This window comes from Coprobacter tertius, from assembly GCF_024330105.1.
Lineage (GTDB): Bacteria > Bacteroidota > Bacteroidia > Bacteroidales > Coprobacteraceae > Coprobacter > Coprobacter tertius.
In genome coordinates, this window is record NZ_JANDHW010000003.1 from 77,318 (window position 1) to 95,842 (window position 18,525).

Below are 18,525 nucleotides of genomic sequence, written 5' to 3' on the forward strand. Positions count from 1 at the left end.
TTACGAGACATTTTGATTTAATATTTCCTGTAAAATAGCGACGGCTGTTTCTACAGTTCCGATATGGGCTATGGCAAGGGATCGTTTTCCTTTAAGTTCTCGTAATTGGCAACGTTTTGGATTGGTTTGTAAGTAGTTCAGTACTTTCCCGAATGCCGGAGATTGAAAATATCGTGTATGGTTATCCGAAACAAAAAATAATATCATCCGCCCTTGTTTCAGTACTACTTTTTCCATGCCCAGTTGTTTGGCTAACTGGCGTAATCTGACAATGCGAATCAGTTCTTTTCCTTCTTCGGGGATGCGTCCGAAACGGTCTTCCAATCGGGAGGAGAAGTTCGCGATGTCTGTTTCCCGTTCCATATTATCGAGTTCCTGATATAAAGAGATCCGTTCCGACACGTTCGGTATATAATCGTTCGGGAATAGTAATTCGAGATCCGATTCGATTACGCAATCAGTTACGAAAGTTTCATTTCCTTCACTGTCGTGACGGCTTTCTTGATTGTATAATTCTTTGAATTCGTCGTTTTTCAGTTCTTCTACGGCTTCTTTCAGTACTTTTTGGTAAGTTTCATATCCCAGATCTGCGATAAATCCGCTTTGTTCGGCTCCTAACAAGTTTCCGGCACCTCGTATATCGAGATCTTGCATGGCAATATGTATTCCGCTACCCAATTCCGAAAAGTTTTCGATAGCCTGCAAACGTCTTCTGGCATCGGTACTAAGCGTATGCAAGGGAGGAGTTAACAAATAGCAGAATGCTTTTTTATTGCTTCTCCCTACACGACCCCGTAATTGATGTAATTCGCTGAGTCCGAAATTGTGGGCATTATTAATAATTATCGTGTTTGTATTGGGAATATCTATTCCCGATTCGATAATGGTAGTTGCGACAAGAACGTCGTAATCATAGTTGGCGAAATCTATAATAGTTTGTTCAAGTTTTTCCGGTTCCATTTGTCCGTGTCCGATACCTACACGTGCATCGGGTACGAGACGGCGTACGATATTCGCTAGTTCATCGAGTTGTTGTATTCGGTTGTTTACAATGAAAACTTGTCCGTTTCGACTCATTTCGAAGTTAATGGCTTCTCTAATAATTTCCTCGTTAAATCCGTGTACTTCCGTTTGTATTGGATACCGGTTAGGAGGTGGAGTGGTAATTACCGAAAGATCGCGGGCACCCATTAATGAAAATTGTAAAGTTCGGGGTATCGGAGTTGCCGACATGGTAAGCGTATCGACATTAACCTTCATTTGTTTTAGTTTTTCTTTAACGGCTACTCCGAATTTTTGTTCTTCATCTATAATCAGTAATCCGAGGTCTTTAAATTTCACGTCTTTTCCTATAATACGGTGCGTTCCGATAAGTATATCGGTTTTTCCTTCAGGCAACCCGTTTAGGAGTTGACGTATGTCAGATGATTTCCTGGCCCGACTCAGGTAATCTATTTTTATCGGGAATTCTTTTAAACGATCAGTAAAAGTCTTATAATGTTGAAAGGCAAGAACTGTAGTAGGAACGAGTACGGCCACCTGTTTGTTATCGCAAACCGCTTTAAATGCTGCACGTATGGCTATTTCTGTTTTTCCGAAGCCTACATCACCGCAAATAAGCCTGTCCATCGGTTGTTCGCTTTCCATATCCTGTTTTACTTCGGCTGTAGATTTTAGCTGGTCGGGGGTATCTTCGTAAATAAAGGAGGCTTCGAGTTCTTGCTGTAAGAAAGAATCTTTGGGATATGCATGACCTTTTTCTTCCCGTCGTTTAGCGTAGAGTTTTATCAGGTCTCGAGCGATATCCTTCATCTTACTCTTTGTCTTTTCCTTCATGCGTTCCCACGCACCGGTACCCAGTTTATTTATACGAGGAGGTTCGCCTTCTTTACCCCGGTATTTAGCCAATTTATGCAGAGCATGTATACTAACAAAAATTATATCGTCGTTTTGGTATATCAATTTAATAACTTCTTGCATTCGTCCGTTTATCTCGGTACGGATAAGTCCTCCGAATTTACCTACACCGTGATCGATGTGCACGATATAATCTCCCGGTTCGAATTGGTTAAGTTCTTTTAATGTCAGTGCCAGTTTTCCGGAACGAGCTTTATCGCTTCTCAGATTGTATTTATGGAAACGGTCGAAGATTTGGTGATCGGTGAAGAAGCATATTTTTAAATCTTTATCGGAAAAACCTTCATGAATGGTGCGCAATATAGGTGTAAAAGTAATTTGGTCTCCTCGATCTTCGAATATGCTTTGGAGGCGCTGTATCTGTTTTTCATTATCGCTCAGAATGTACAAAGTATAACCTTCTTTTAGAAAGCCGGTTAATGTTTCTCCTACTAAGTCGAAATTTTTGTGGAAAACAGGTTGAGGTACGCAATTGAACGAAAGGTGATTTTTGACTCTTTCCCGGTTTCGAGTTCCGTATCCGATCTGTTTGAATGTAAAAATGTTTTTTTTGAATGTCTCGGGATCAACAATCTTTTTGTGTATCTCCAGGTCTCCTTCCTCTGTTATAAGCAATTGCTCTGAGATCGATTCGGTTGCGATAGAGTTTATGCGTGTCAGACACCACTCGACATCTTTGAAACACCATATTGTATCGCTATTTACAAATTCGGGTAATGAAACACCGTAAACACCCCCTGATGCCATATCAGGTACAATACTGATACTGTCGAGTTGCTCATTCGAGAGTTGACTTTCTATATCGAAACAACGAATACTTTCTATTTCGTCTCCGAAAAAGTCGATTCGGTAGGGTTGTTCATGAGAAAAAGAATATACATCGAGAATGCTTCCGCGAATAGCATATTGTCCCGGTTCATATACATAATCTACCTGCTCGAATCCCTGATTGTGTAATGTATCGGCAATGGCAATCGAGTCGGCTTTACTTCCTCTTTTGAGTTTCAGCGTATTTTCATTCAGCATTTTTGCCTTTACCACTTTTTCAGCTAAAGCATCGGGATAAGTTACTACCAACAATGGCCCGTTATCTTGCAACCGGTTTAGCGTTTCGGTACGTAAAATAGCATTGGCAGGGTCTTGTTGGCCGTATTTAATATCTCTTTTATAACCCGAAGGAAAAAATAAAACATATTCTTCTCCTTTGATTTGTACCAAATCATGATAAAGATAACCCGCTTCTTCGAGATCGTTCGCTACAAGAATAAACGTCTTTCCGGTTTCGGTTAATGAAGAAAATAGTAGTGCTGCGGCAGAACCTTGCAGACCGTCGATTTGTAAAGTATTCGATTTTTTATCTTTTATAAAATGGGCCAGAGCCTCTTTACGGGCTGGCGTGTTGAAAATAGGATAAAGAGGATTCGTATCCATCGGAAGCCGGATTTCTGTAAACATCATGCAAAAGTAATTATTTTTTTTGCGAATGATTGCTGTTAAGGGGCTCAATATTGAAGATATTCTGAAAAAGAATCTTAAATGTCGAAATGTCTTCTGATAAACTTATATATGTATATTTTTATGCTTTTCTCTTAGTTAGGTTTTATGTTTATCGCACAAATATTTTATTTACAAGATGTATTTAAATAATATATATTGAATTATTATTTTTCATAAAAAATAGTATATTTGCTAATATTATTTCTTGATTTTGTAGTAAAGAATGAGAAATAGACAGATTTATTTAAAATCAGATGATAATTATATAACTTATGCATGAATCAGACGGTATAGTTATAATTCCTACTTATAACGAAAAAGAAAATATAGAGAACATAATACATGCTGTATTTCGTTTAAAAAAATACTTTCATGTATTGATTATTGACGACGGTTCTCCCGATGGAACTGCAAATATCGTAAAGATGATGCAGAAAGATTATCCCGATCGTTTGTTTATGATCGAACGAGCGGGAAAACAAGGATTGGGAACCGCTTATATTGCTGGTTTTAAGTGGGCATTGGAGCATGGTTATGACTATATTTTCGAGATGGATGCCGATTTTTCTCATAATCCAGAAGATCTTATAAGATTATGGGATGCCTGTGTAAACCAAGGTGCTGATGTTGCTATCGGATCACGGTATATCTCAGGTGTAAATGTTGTAAATTGGCCGATGGGACGTGTTATTATGTCTTATTTCGCATCGAAATATGTCCGCCTGATTACCGGTATGAAAATTGCAGATACAACAGCCGGTTTTAAATGTTATCGTAGAGAAGTACTGGAAACAATCGACCTCGATCGTATCCGTTTCAAAGGTTATGCTTTCCAGATAGAAATGAAGTTTACTGCATATAAATGTGGATTCAGACTTATCGAAGTACCCATTATATTTATAAATCGGGTATTGGGTGTAAGTAAGATGAACGGAGGTATCTTTGGCGAAGCCGTTTGGGGAGTAATTAGGCTTAAAATAGGTAGTTGGTTTAAAAAATATCCTTGCAAAAAAGGAATCTAAAAATGAAGATTTTTATAAAAAACGCGGAAATTATCAATGAAAGCAGACGTTTTACGGGTGCTGTTTTTATTGAGAATGACACAATAAAAGCGGTTTATGATGGTATTTATCCAGAAAATGTAATTGAAGAAGTTGATGAAGTGATCGATGCTACCGGTATGTGGTTGATTCCCGGTATTATAGATGATCAGGTTCATTTCAGGGAACCGGGTTTGACACATAAAGCCGATATACATAGCGAATCGGCAGCTGCCGTGGCCGGGGGTGTAACGTCTTTTATGGATATGCCTAACACCATTCCCCAAACAACGACGATAGATGTTCTTAACCGGCGCTTCGACCGAGCTGCAGAAACGTCTTTGGCTAATTACACTTTTTATATGGGGGCCAATAACGAAAATCTCGATCAACTGAAAAAAATAGATACGCATAGAGTAGGGGGAGTAAAAGTGTTTATGGGGTCTTCTACCGGCAATATGTTGGTTGATGATCGAAAAATTCTCGAACGAATTTTTGCAGAAATACCCGCTGTTATCGCGGTTCATTGTGAAAAGGAAGAAATTATTCGGTCAAATCGCGAATATTATACTAAACGTTTCGGAGAAGATCTCCCGATTATGTTTCATCCGCTTATACGTAGTGCCGAAGCTTGTTACGCATCATCTGCACAAGCTGTAGAATTGGCATCTAAATACGATACAAGATTACATATTTTGCATCTCTCTACAGCTCGTGAATTATCTTTATTTGAAGATAAGCCTTTAGAAGAAAAACGTATTACGGCTGAAGTTTGTGTGCATCATCTTTATTTCGATGATAACGATTATGCGGCATACGGAAATAAAATAAAGTGGAATCCGGCTATAAAAACGACCGGGGATAGATTGGCCCTAATAAATGCCGTTAAGAAAAACAAGATCGATGTTATAGCTACCGATCATGCTCCTCATTTATGGTGTGAAAAAGAGGGTTCGTGTCTGAAAGCTGCGTCTGGAGGTCCGTTAATTCAATTTTCATTGTTAACGATGATAGAGAAAGTTTTAGAGGGAGATCTTTCTATCGAAACTATAGTAGAGAAAATGTGTCATGCTCCGGCTCGTCTTTTTGGAATCGAAAAAAGAGGATTTATCCGGCCGGGGTATTTTGCTGATTTGGTATTGATAAATCCTGGTAAAAAATGTAAAGTGACATCTGATATAATATTAAGTAAATGTGGGTGGTCTCCTTTCGAAGGCCATACATTTCCTGTTACGGTAGATACGACGTTTGTTAATGGCATAAAAGCTTATCAGAATGGAGTAGTTAACAGAGCTTGCCGTGGACGAGAATTAGAATTTAAAGGATGAGAACCTGGTTATTGGTCGGGATAGGAGGATTTGCCGGTAGTATATTACGGTATGCTTTTTCCCGTTGGATTTCGGAACAGACCTCCGGTAGTTTTCCTTGGGGTACATTAGCCGTTAATCTGGCCGGGTGTTTGCTTATAGGTTTATTTTGGGGAATATCCGAACGGTTTGAATGGTTTGGGACAGGATTCAGAATGACGTTCATCGTCGGGCTTTGCGGTGGATTTACTACATTTTCTACTTTCTCGGGTGATGCGCTCAAATTGTTTCAGTCAGGAGCATTTTTACCTTTTCTCTTATATGTATTCGGAAGTGTTTTAATAGGTATTTGTTTTACGTTAGCAGGTTGGCGTTTAGTTGCTCCCTGATATTATTGAGTCATATGGAAATTGCATATTTGATTTTAGGTGTCGTTATTGGAAGCTTTGTATCGGGCGTTTTTTTCTATGGATACAAACGCCGGAATCGTGAGTTGCAAATGCAATTGGACGGTCGGCAAACAGAGATAAAAAGACTCGGTCAAGAACTTTTGAATGAAAAGGTCGAACGGGTGAAATCAGAAGCTGAGAAACGTTCCGCTGATGAAAAGTTACAACGACAAAAAGAAGAAATTATGGTGATGCGGGAACAAATGACAAATGAGTTCCGGCTTATGGCTAATAGTATTTTAGAAGAAAAATCGAAACGTTTTACCGAAATAAATCGAGAAAATATTGATCGTATTTTGCATCCTTTACAGGAGAAGTTGTCTGAATTCAAGCAAAAAGTAGAGGAGACTTATGATAAAGAATCGAAAGAGCGTTTTAGTCTCGACAGGAGGATTAAAGAATTGGTCGAACTGAACCAGCAAATCGGACGAGAAGCCAATAACCTGACTAAGGCATTGAAAGGAGATAGTAAAATACAGGGAGATTGGGGTGAGATGATTCTCGAGAGCATTCTCGAAAAATCAGGTTTAGTAAAAGGGCGTGAGTACTACACGCAAGAGACGATAACAGATGAAGCGGGGAAAAAACGCCTTAATGAAGATGGAAAAAGAATGCGTCCGGATGTGGTGGTGGTTTATCCCGACCAAAGAAAAGTAATTATCGATTCTAAAGTATCGCTGACGGCATATACCCGTTATGTTGAAGCCGAAACTCCTGAAGAAAGTGTAAAAGCTTTGCAGGAACATGTTCGTTCTTTGAAAAGTCATGTTTTGGAACTTTCTGCAAAAAATTATCAGGATTATGTGAAATCACTTGATTTTGTTATGATGTTTATTCCCAACGAACCGGCATATCTGGCTGCGATGAGACAGGACCCGTCGTTATGGCAATTTGCTTATGATAAGAGAGTGATGATGATTAGTCCGACAAACCTGATTGCAGCTCTTAAGCTGATCGTAGATCTTTGGAATCGGGATAAGCAAAGTCGTAATGCTCTCGATATAGCAGAACGTGGGGCGGCTTTATATGATAAATTTGTCGGATTTGTAGATTCGATGGGAGAAATAGGAGAGAATTTGGACAAGACATATCGTAGTTACCGCCAGGCAGTCGGACAGTTAAAAGAAGGAAAAGGAAATCTTATCGGACAAGTAGAAAAACTTAAAGCTTTAGGTATAAAAGCGAAAAAAGAATTACCTTCGAACGAATAAAATATATATTTTCGATTGCAATTTTTAACCTGTAAATTTTTATTATTAGCTTATGAAACTAAGCTTTGAACCCTATACTCTCGAATTAAGGCACGTTTTTACTTTATCATCTTCTTCCCGTACGACAACGCCTGTTGTTTTGGTGATGATAGAAAGTGAAGGATATATCGGATATGGGGAAGCATCTTTACCTCCTTATTTGAAAGAAACGCAGCAATCGGTAACTGCGTTTTTATCTGCTTTGAACTTAAATGGATTTTCTTTGAATCATCCGTTAGAAGATGTTCTCGGTTATATTGAAAATGTGGCTCCCGAAAATACGGCTGCTAAAGCGGCTGTAGATATTGCCTTACATGATCTTTACGGGAAGGCCCGTGAATATGCCTGGTGGCAGTATTGGGGACTCGATAGATTCTCTGTTCCGGATACTTCTTTTACGATAGGAATAGATACCGAAGAAGGGATAAGGTGTAAGACACTGGATGCGAAAGATTTTAATTTGTTAAAAGTAAAATTAGGCCGGCATACCGATAAGATGATTATATCGGCAATACGTTCGGTAACAGACAAGCCGATTTGTGTTGATGTAAATCAGGGATGGACTGATAAATATGAAGCTCTCGATATGTTGCATTGGTGTAAAGAGCAAGGTGTTATTTTTGCAGAACAGCCTATGCCTAAAGAATATATAGACGATATGGCTTGGTTGACAGCTCATAGCCCTATACCTACTATTGCGGATGAATCATTTCAGCGAATATCCGATTTGAAAAAAGTTAAGGGTGTATTTTCCGGAATAAATATAAAATTAATGAAATGTACCGGGATGAATGAGGCATATAAGGTTATACATGAAGCTCGTGACGCAGGTATGAAGGTCATGTTGGGATGTATGACCGAGACTTCTTGTGCCATCAGCGCTGCGGCCCAATTGTCCCCTTGGGTCGATTGGGCTGACCTCGACGGAAATTTACTGATTACGAATGATTGTTTTTATGGCGCCACGTTGCAAAACGGTAAAATAATTTCGACCAGAATGCCGGGAATCGGTATTAAATATAAATAGAACGAACTTTTATCTTGATTAACAGTTATACCATTAATGAAATATAGATATATGATTCCATTTAAACCTATAACGATACATGACCGGGAGATCATAACTTCGTTTACCTATAACAGTAATTTACGGAATTGTGATTTTTCTTTTGCCAATATGTGTAGTTGGCGCTTTTTATATGATAGTGAATTTGCCGTTGTCGAAGATAAACTTCTTATTCGCTTTTTTATTGAAGATCATCGCCCTGCCTATATGGTACCTTTGGGAACGGGAGATATGAAACATTCGATTGAGTTGCTCGAAGCAGATGCATCTTCATTGGGGCATACTTTATGTATTTTAGGTGTTACTCCGGATACAAAAGAAAAAATAGAAAAGCTTTTTCCTGAAGAATTCAAATTTATTGCAGAGAGAGATTATTTTGATTATATTTACTTACGGGATAATTTGGTCGGTTTGGTGGGCAAAAAATATCAATCGAAACGGAATCATATCAATCGGTTCAGGCAGGAATATGATAATTACCGTTATACTCCTATCACCAGAGATATGGTTCCTAAGTGTCTCGAACTCGAGACGAAATGGTGTGTTGAGAATGATTGTCGTGAGAACGAAGACTTGATGAACGAACGACGCTCTCTTACATTTTCTTTGCAGCACATGGATGAATTAGGAATAATAGGAGGTGCGATTTGGATAGGAAATGAGATTGTCGCTTTTTCTTTTGGGGCTCCGATAACGAATGATACTTTTGGCGTACATGTAGAAAAAGCGGATACCGAGGTGGATGGTGCTTATGCGGTTATCAATCAGGAATTTGCATCTCATATTCCTGAAGAATATATCTATGTAAACCGAGAAGAAGATTTGGGAATTCCGGGATTACGTAAAGCAAAGCTTTCTTACCATCCAGCAATATTACTTGAAAAATATGCTGCTATAAAGCACCGGTTCTGATTTATATAAGTGTTTAATGAATTGAAATACTTTACGATATGGATTTAAGGCAACAGATTATCGATTTGTGGCAGGCTTGTTTCGGTGACACCGAGGAATTTGTACAGCTCTATTTTTCAACAAAGTATTCCGATGAGAACACTTTAGCTATTATAGAGGATGATAAAGTTTTGTCGGCGCTTCAAATATTGCCTTACACCATGACATGCTGGGGTAAAAAGTATAGAGCATCTTATATTTCGGGTGCTTCTACCTGGCCTGAATATCGTGAAAAAGGACTTATGAGCCGCTTGATAAGAGAAGCTTTCATTACGATGAGAAACCGTGAAATACCTTTTTCATTCCTTATTCCTGCTGAAGAGTGGTTGTATGATTATTATGCAAAATCGGGATATGCACCTGTTTTCAGGAAGGCGTGTGAAGTTTATCGTGATATTTTACCGGCTGATTTTAATGTATGTGGAAACACGATTGGAGAATACTATGCTTATTTTTCATCGAGAATAGGAGAAAGAACTTGCTGTATACAACATTCACTCGATGATTTTAAAGTAATATTACAAGAGCTGGAATTGGCGGGAGGTAAAGTTATAGCTGTTCATAATAATGAAAAACGAATCAGGGGATTGGCTTTTGCATTGTTTTATAATAATCGGATACTGGTTAAAGACTGGTTCTATGATGATATTGCGGCCCGTAATGAATTGTTGCAGCTTATACGTAGAGAGTTTCCGAAAGGAGATATTTTTTGTGATATTCCTGCAACCGTTGAAAATAACGGATATAAAAGGGGAATGCTTAGAATCGTGAATGTACGTCGTATCTTGCATGGGTATGCGAAAGCGTTTCCCCAGGTTAAACATGTATGGAGAATAATCGACGATATTATTCCACAAAACAATGGGATTTATTTTATTAGTAATGGGAAATGCATGCAGCGTCCCGATGATGATAAATTTAATACTGATGATATTTATACCGTATCCGAACTGGCAATTCGTCTTTTTCCGATTTCAGACCCCCCTTTTTTAAGTCTGATGCTTGATTAATCTTTTTCCAAAACTATATTTTCTTTTGGAGTAATATCTTTAAGATTTGTTTTATCTGATTTTTCCCGATTCTCTGTTTTGCGGCGTTTGAGCTTCTGTACTTTTGCCGTAATTCGATAAAAAAGATCTGAAAAGCGTGTGAAATCACGTTTAAACATGATACCTACTCCTTGTGTAGTAAGTGCCGATTTAATATAATAATTCTGGTCGTTATAGTGGTTATAGGCTTTTAATCGTAAATTCCCGCTTTTGCTGAGTAAATATTCCAAATCGAAATCCCCGATAAAAGCGTTGCTGTTTACTTGATTGTCTCTATAACCGAAGTTCCCGTTAAAAATTAATCGATTATTCAAAAGCTGGCTTGAAAGAGCCAGTTCGAATTCAACATCCGAGAAGTCGCCTTTGTCGCTTCGTATATTGGTTCCTATATTCCATTTATCGCTTATCTGTCCCAGCATATTACTAAGTTGAGACGACAGGGTAGAGGATGCGACAGATACCAATTCGTTTCCTCTCGTCTGATCTACATTCATATAATCGGGGGTATAGAATTTACCGATTGCCAATAAGTATATAATTTGTCGGTTCATCATTTCGTCGGTACTGATAATACTTTTTACTTGGCGATCGATATCTTGGGTAAGGGTAGGAAATTCGATATTAAATTTAAGGTCGGGTTGTTGAAGACTACCCGAGACGCTCAAAACAGTTTGCACTGGGACTACAGTCCGGCTTAATTCTTTTTCTTCTGCAAAGCTTTCCGACAAATCTCTTAAATTAGCAGAAAGTGAATAAATAGCGTCTATATTTAAATCTGCATCGAGAGGATTTCCTCTAAAGGATATCTGACTTCCCGATTTTATGGTAAATACACGTGAAATAATATCTTGCAAATTAAAGCTATAGCTACCTTTTTCAAGAGTATATGTACCGTATATTTTCATATCTGAAAAAGTATTGTATTCGATACGGATACCGCCATTGCCATTTGCTTTTATGATATCATTCGTTGCCGGATCCATGATGATTTGCATGGTTGCGGCCGGAGTAGCATCTATCTGTAAATTTACGGTTACATCATGAGATTGGGTTTTGACGGTGGCATTTTGCGCCGGTATTATCAAAGTACTGTCTTGTTTTTCTTTGTCTCTTAATTCTTGATTCCGGTCGACAAAGGTTATAAATTGATAATCGGAGGCTTCTTCTTCTTTTGAGAGAACGAATGTAAATTTCGAATGATCGTTGGTACGCATATTTACATCGATGTTTGTACGGGCCATATCCCCCTTTATACTTGCCGTTCCAGATCCGAAAATAGTCCCGTAATAGACGGGATTGATCAGTTCGGTAACATTAAAAACAAGTAGGTTATTTGCATCTGAAAGGCCAATATCATATGTTAGATTTTTAAAATGTTTATGACGGAGTAATCCTTTGGCTTTTGCAGTATGGCCGTTTTGATCTTTTATTGTAACATTATCGAATGAGATACTTTCGGTTGTAAGTTTTACCGTATCGCTTAATTCATATACTGTATTGAGGTAGTCGACTCCAAATTTTATTTTTTCAGCATATGCTTTTCCGGTTACGTTTAATGCATTGAATTTTCCGAAAAAGTTTATTTTCCCAGTAGCGTTACCTGTAAAATTGGTGAGAATTTTCCCGATAAAAGGTTGTAGGAAATCGAGGTTGAGATGTTGCGCGTCGAACATAAGATTTAAAGAATCTTTTGTTGGGAATATGTAGCCGTCGATACCTGTGTCGGGATATCCTTTTTGGGAAACGCTCCCTTTAAGCAAAATTCCCTGATTTTTATTTTCCCATTGGCTGAACAAATGGAGATCGCCTAATACAGCATCGTTATAAGAGAAATTGGTTACATCAAATTTTCGTGTGTTCAATATCGGTGCCCCCGATAACAGGTCTGATATCCGAATATCTCCGGTAGCCTGTCCGCCGAAAGTAACGTTATTTATATTGAGCGATTCGAATATGTAGTCGAGATTCAAGTCATTCAATAAAAGAGAGAGTTCGTCGTCAGGTGATTTTGATGCAGTTCCTTCGATATGCAGAAATTGTTTTCCGTGACGTATTTCGAAGTCGCTTACTGCAATTCGGCCTGAATCAATCCGCACTATTGATGGCTGAACCTTCCAGATAGAGTCATTGAGTATCAGATCGGTCGCATTTATGCGTATATCCATAGATGGCAATTTCCCATTAATGCTTGGCTTGAATACAGTACTTGTCGATAGTTCCCCGCAAAAAGTAGATTTATCGGCATTACTCCAGTTTAAACGGGAATTTAACCGGTCATTGGCAGCATCGGCATTTACTGACCAAGTGATCATTTTTTTCTTTTTGTTTGTATGGGTAATGTTGGTGGATAAGTTTATTCCAAAATTGTTTTTTTCAACAAAAAATTGCATGTTATTCAATTGTGTCTTTTTTAAATTGAATTTTGGGGAGGAAGATACAACCCTGAATTGTTGTTTTTCATCGTTATAAAATCCTTCGAGAACTGCTCCGTCGGGAAACGATACTGGTAATTCGAAAATACGTGAAATATTTTCTGTTCCCGATAAATTGAATTGGAAGTTGAAGTCGTTCTGGTGATCAATAGTTTTATGGTCGGGTTGTATTATCGATGGAATAACTGAAGATAAAATTTCGGTAAGTGATTGTTTTAGAGTTGTAAATGAATATTTTCCGCGTACTTCTCCGTTGAAAAAGTCGGAATGTACCGTGATCCATTGCGGAACCCCCTCATTATGAGCATTAATTGCAAATTGTTTCATGAAAAATCGTTCGCCGTTATTGATGAACTCGAGGCTGTCGAGGGATAATGTTCCCTCTGCATTATCGGGGTGGTCACCGTGAATATCGGCATTGATGATAAATGATAATTCCGAGTCGGGATATTTGGGAGAGAGTTTTAGTTTTCCCGGTTTTATATTTTCTCCCATGGCTCTGAAATGGAAAGATGGCTGTTTATTCTCGAGGTCGATAATCCCGTCCATATGTAAATGTCCGTTTGGGTCGTCGATACCGGCTGTTCCGTCATATCGCATACCGTTGTAGCTACCGTTTAAAACGATATTTTCGTAGGGATAACCGTTGTAATCGAATTTTTGGATTTCGCCTTTAAGTTTTCCCGAAGGTTTTCTGTTACTTGCATGTAAGCCATTTAAGTCGAGGTTTAAACTTATTTTTCCCCAAGGATTTTTGTCGCGGAATAACCCGTGAAGATTAAAATCTTCGGTTTTTATGTTACCCTGATAGATGAAAAAATGTTGTATGGGATTACGGGAAATTGTCATATCACCATGTATATCGCCCTGACCCGTTTTAATGGTCCCTTGAGTAGTTAGTTGGGTGAGAATTCCCGAAACTTTTCCATCGAAATGTATTATTCCTAACCTGTTTAAAATGTCGGATGGTTTTTTGTCGACGGAAGAAAAATTATTTAGGATTGACTGAATACCATCAGGGGTAGCTTTTGATGCACTGATTTGTGCAGCAATATAAGCACTGTCTTTTTTAATAATCTCTTTCAGAACACCATCACCTTTGATGTATATATCGTCGTTTCCGTATGCTATAGCCAGATGATTGAGTTTAAGATTATTTACCGGACCTTCTACATGGCATGAAAAGTCGATAGGAGTACCGAAATACCGAAATGCCGGAACGAAAGCCGTGAGATCGTGAAGGGTAATATTTGCATGGGAAATACCTAGTTTTAAGTAAGTACTGTCGCAGAAATCAGATAAATGTTTTGATTTGGAAAAGTCGGCAGATGCAGTACTTAATACAACTTCTGTTAATGGCAGATTCAACTTGAATTCCGAAAAATGAGCTTCATTTTTGTTTGCAGCGAGTTTAAAAGCCAGTTTCGATAATTTAAAACCGGATTGTTCTGCAAAGCTGATTCGTCTTACATTTATGTTCAGAGAATCTTTGCGTAATGATTTTAGTGACATCGTCGATAAAAAATCGTGTAATCTGATATGATTCTTATCGAATTTCCCTGTTTCTTTGTGGGGTTCGGAAAGTATATCGTAAGCAATGTTACCCCTTCTGATAACGACTGTATTTATCTGTACGTCTATTGTCGGGTTATTTGTATTTTTCTTTTTCGATGTAAAGGCATCGATGATATACTGGAAATTGTAAGGGGATTCAGGATCTTTTTTAGAAATATGCAGATCGAAATCCAACAAGTGAGCTGTTGTAAATACTAATTTTTTATGTAGCAAAGGATAGAGTTCGAGTCCTGCCATTAATTTTTTTGCATACAATAAAGTATCCCCTTTTTCATCAGTGAGGTAAACACCGTATAGGGCGATTTTATCGAAAGGCTCGATACCGATTTTTTCGATAGAAACGGGAGTGTTTAATAAATGAGAAAGTTCTTTTATACCAATGCGGCGTATTTTCTCTTGCATGGCGGGAATGCTAAGTAAGAGATAGGCCCCCGAATATATTGAACAAAGCAATATTATCAGGCTGATTGTTATGTATTTGAATACTTTATAAAGTCTGATCATGATTTATATGAGGCAAAATTATCAATTTTCGGGAAATATTCTTTATATATTTGTGTTTTATTATGTAATTTCGCCAGTCTGAAAATTAGAAAGATCGATAAGTATGGATACGACAATTTTAGGTATAGAATCTTCTTGTGACGATACGTCGGCTTCGGTGATACGTAATGGAGTCATGTTATCGAATGTAATTGCCAGTCAAGCGGTTCATGAAGCGTTCGGTGGGGTTGTTCCCGAATTGGCTTCTAGAGCGCATCAGCAGAATATAATTCCTGTCGTATCTGAAGCGTTGAAACGTGCCGGAGTAGATAAGAGCGAGTTAAGTGCCGTTGCCTTTACCAGAGGTCCCGGCCTCATGGGTTCTTTGTTGGTAGGTACTTCTTTTGCAAAAGGCTTTTCTGCGGCTTTGAATATACCTATGATCGAGGTAAATCATTTGCAGGCTCATGTATTGGCACATTTTATTAAAGAGAATGAAGTCGATAAAGATCAGCCGTCTTTCCCGTTTCTTTGTCTCTTGGTATCTGGAGGTAATTCGCAGATTATCAAAGTGAATTCTTATAAAGATATGGAAGTTATCGGACAAACTATCGATGACGCTGCCGGTGAAGCATTTGATAAATGTGCCAAAGTCATGGGACTCCCTTATCCTGGAGGACCTGTTATAGATCGTTTGGCAAAAGACGGAAATCCTGATGCTTTTCGGTTTAACAAACCGCATATCCCGGGATATAATTATAGTTTTAGTGGATTAAAAACTTCATTTTTATATTTGTTACGGGATTCTTTGAAAAAAAATGACCGTTTTATCGAAGAAAACAAGACTGATCTTTGTGCGTCGTTACAACGGACTATTGTTGAGATTTTGATGGATAAACTACGGAAGGCGGCCAAAGATCTCGGAATAAAGGAGGTCGCTGTTGCAGGAGGCGTTTCAGCTAATTCTGCTGTGCGTAAAGCATTTGAAGATCATGCCGTTAAGTACGGATGGAAGATACACGTACCAAAATTTTCTTTTACTACCGATAATGCTGCAATGGTCGCGATTACTGGATATTATAAATATCTCGATAAAGATTTCTGTTCGATGGATACGGCTCCATTTGCCCGCGTAGAATTATAAAAGTATATAATGGATCGAAAAAATGTTGGGTATCTGTTATATGGAATGGGATTTACGTTGTTCTGTATCCCTTTTATTTATTATTGACGTTTTTTGTTTTTTTGTGGATAATATCCGGATATATATTTCCGCTGTCATTCTTTTATCTTTAACTATAGGCTGGATTATATAGTAGTTATGAAGAGATGCAGAGAAGAATCAAATTGGTTCGATTTTATATTTTATTAATTGTTTTAGTATCATTATTATTAAGTGCTATTGTGTCGGATTTTAGTTTTGATCGTCAGGACTTATCATCAGGGGATTATAATTTCATTACTTAACGGCTGGAGTCCGGTTTATGGTAAAAGTCCCGATGCCGAATCTTTATGGGTAAATCATTATAGCAAAGCTTTTGAATTCTCGCAAACGATGATCGTATCTTTTACGGGTTTTTTAGAATCGGGAAAATATTGGTTTCTTCTGCATTTTGTTTTGTATATTCTTTTTTATTACTTTATTAAAGTGAAATTATTTACAGATATTTCTAATTAATGTTTTATTCTTTTTATGTTTCCATTTTTAGAATTAAAGCTCGAGAAATTGCACTTATCATATGAAGAATTATGTTAAATATTTTTTATATTGAAAATGATAAGTAGAAGGAATTTTTTTAATTTCCTTCTACTTATCCAAATGCTATTATTTTTTATTTAATGTAAATCGATCTATATCCGGAGCCCAGTTATAAGAAGAACCCATACGTACAGTATTATATCCAGGTTTTAACGTTACATTGATGGTTAGAGATTTTAATGTATCTATGTTGTCAGAATATAAATGATTTATTGTTTGCTTTTCATTGTTTACCGTTATATCCAGAGATCTGTCTTGCTGATCGCCGAAGTAATAAATCGTCATTTCATAGTTTCCACCCGTTTTACTGTAAATTTCATTCCACTCAGCATAATTTTCGGGTGCACCGCCTAAATAGCCGACTTTCATTTTTCCAGATGCATTACGGGCATAAGCATAAACGATTCCTTTACTATTTTTTTCTAAATCGTTGAACAATGGCAAATAAGCCCATTCTGCTTCGAAGCTCACCGGCTCAAGACGTTCTTGTGCTTCCATTTTTAATATCATTGCACTATGCGGAGGAAGTTTTTTTCGAAAGTTTCCGGTGAATTTACCTAAGTTTTTTTTCTTTATCAGGTCTCGTACCATAATATTCCCACCCAATTCCAGAGTCTCGAATGGAATATCGAATGAACATATCGTGTCTGATGGGTTATATAAAGCTACTGCCCGGATATTTCCTCTTTTCTCAAGAATGTCTTTCACAAGAACATATCCTTCATTCTCGTGTTGTACGACATAAGCCTGTAGACCTAAAATATCTTGGTTCAAGGCTATAAGTTCCTCGTTTCTCAGTAATTTCAACGAAGAATCCGGTATTTTGGAAAGATCGCATCCGATCAATAAGGGGGAACTCATGATGCACCATAATCCGAAGTGGGCTTCTTCTTCGTTAAGAGTAAGACCATTTCCACCGACTCCGCAATTATCTCTGAATCCTATCACCAGCATATCCATGTCGTTATAACGTCCGTTTCCAGCGTATGCCGATAAATAGAGATTTTTCCCTACTACATATTTCAGTGAATTCCATGAGGCATTAATGTCTCCGCTTATTCTCCAAGAAGAAGAGATATCTGAAGCCCATGTTCCAGGGAAAGCCCAGCGACAAATGTTTAGGGATATATCTTTTTTACTGGTTGTCTTTATTGCGTTATATATATCGGTATATCGCTTTTCTTCGTCTAAGCCTAATTGTAAACCTCCGCAATAATCGATTTTTATAAAATCGAAATCCCAGTCATTGAAATATACTTGTGCATCTTGTTGATCATGTCCATATAATCCGGCATGAAGACCTTCTTCGTCTTTATTAGAAATAGACCCACATGTAAATACTCCTGCATCTGAGTATATGCCAGCTTTAAGTCCTAAAGAATGAATATGATCTGATACACATTTCAATCCGTTGGGGAATCTTTTTTTGTTTCCTTCCATATTCCCGTTTTTGTCACGAATACCAAAAAATCCGTCATCGATATTTATGTATTTATATCCTGCAGATTTAAGCCCTTTTTCTACCATTAAATCAGCTTGGTGCATGATGATGGAATCACTGATGTTTACCAGAAATGCGTTCCATGAACTCCATCCCATAATGGGGGGATTTACGGCTGAAGTAACCATAACAAACATAAATAAAAGTACGGTAATTGCTAAAAAAAATTTTTTCATGATATTATTATTAATTTATGTAATACTGAAGTTGTATTATAAATATAATGGTACTAAAATACACATAAGTTCT

General features: G+C 37.7%; 11 protein-coding genes. 8 read left to right on the top strand and 3 right to left on the bottom strand.

Going from position 1 to position 18,525, the window contains the following annotated elements:
• On the bottom strand, positions 1–3,348 hold the full coding sequence (gene mfd / locus NMU02_RS03805) for a transcription-repair coupling factor (RefSeq protein WP_255025925.1): 3,348 nt from the start codon (positions 3,346–3,348) through the stop codon (positions 1–3).
• A 338-nt stretch (positions 3,349–3,686) separates the two neighbouring features.
• On the opposite strand from mfd, the gene NMU02_RS03810 reads away from it, so the two are divergent.
• Genes NMU02_RS03810 through NMU02_RS03840 form a run of 7 tightly spaced genes read left to right on the top strand, consistent with a single transcriptional unit; the run spans position 3,687 to position 10,487 of the window.
• Positions 3,687–4,436 carry a polyprenol monophosphomannose synthase gene (locus NMU02_RS03810; RefSeq protein WP_255025926.1) on the top strand — a complete coding sequence of 250 codons (750 nt, stop codon included), beginning with the start codon at positions 3,687–3,689 and terminating at the stop codon, positions 4,434–4,436.
• Between the two features lie 2 nt (positions 4,437–4,438).
• On the top strand, positions 4,439–5,782 hold the full coding sequence (locus tag NMU02_RS03815; protein WP_255025928.1) for a dihydroorotase: 1,344 nt from the start codon (positions 4,439–4,441) through the stop codon (positions 5,780–5,782).
• Complete coding sequence (gene crcB, locus NMU02_RS03820; protein WP_255025929.1) at positions 5,779–6,150, top strand: fluoride efflux transporter CrcB; 372 nt, start codon at positions 5,779–5,781, stop codon at positions 6,148–6,150. The genes NMU02_RS03815 and crcB overlap by 4 nt, the downstream gene beginning before the upstream one ends.
• A gap of 14 nt (positions 6,151–6,164) precedes the next feature.
• The gene (locus NMU02_RS03825) at positions 6,165–7,421 is read left to right on the top strand and encodes a DNA recombination protein RmuC (RefSeq protein ID WP_255025930.1); all 1,257 of its coding nucleotides are present in this window, start codon (positions 6,165–6,167) and stop codon (positions 7,419–7,421) included.
• Between the two features lie 52 nt (positions 7,422–7,473).
• Positions 7,474–8,487, top strand: a complete 1,014-nt coding sequence (locus tag NMU02_RS03830; RefSeq protein ID WP_255025932.1) for a dipeptide epimerase — start codon at positions 7,474–7,476, stop codon at positions 8,485–8,487.
• A gap of 51 nt (positions 8,488–8,538) precedes the next feature.
• On the top strand, positions 8,539–9,438 hold the full coding sequence (locus tag NMU02_RS03835; RefSeq protein WP_255025933.1) for a DUF2156 domain-containing protein: 900 nt from the start codon (positions 8,539–8,541) through the stop codon (positions 9,436–9,438).
• 38 nt (positions 9,439–9,476) lie between these two features.
• Positions 9,477–10,487 carry a GNAT family N-acetyltransferase gene (locus tag NMU02_RS03840; RefSeq protein WP_255025934.1) on the top strand — a complete coding sequence of 337 codons (1,011 nt, stop codon included), beginning with the start codon at positions 9,477–9,479 and terminating at the stop codon, positions 10,485–10,487.
• Here the strand turns inward: NMU02_RS03840 and NMU02_RS03845 are convergent.
• Entirely contained in the window at positions 10,484–14,935 is a 4,452-nt protein-coding gene (locus NMU02_RS03845) for a translocation/assembly module TamB domain-containing protein (RefSeq protein ID WP_255025935.1), read from the bottom strand. The genes NMU02_RS03840 and NMU02_RS03845 overlap by 4 nt on opposite strands.
• Positions 14,936–15,140: 205 nt before the next feature.
• Between NMU02_RS03845 and tsaD the strand changes: the two genes are divergently transcribed.
• Positions 15,141–16,160 (top strand): tRNA (adenosine(37)-N6)-threonylcarbamoyltransferase complex transferase subunit TsaD, encoded by a 1,020-nt coding sequence (gene tsaD / locus NMU02_RS03850; RefSeq protein ID WP_255025937.1) that lies wholly within the window; start codon positions 15,141–15,143, stop codon positions 16,158–16,160.
• 681 nt (positions 16,161–16,841) lie between these two features.
• Here tsaD and NMU02_RS03855 read toward each other — a convergent pair.
• On the bottom strand, positions 16,842–18,452 hold the full coding sequence (locus NMU02_RS03855; protein ID WP_435522011.1) for an alpha-galactosidase D: 1,611 nt from the start codon (positions 18,450–18,452) through the stop codon (positions 16,842–16,844).
• Between the last annotated feature and the right edge of the window lie 73 nt (positions 18,453–18,525).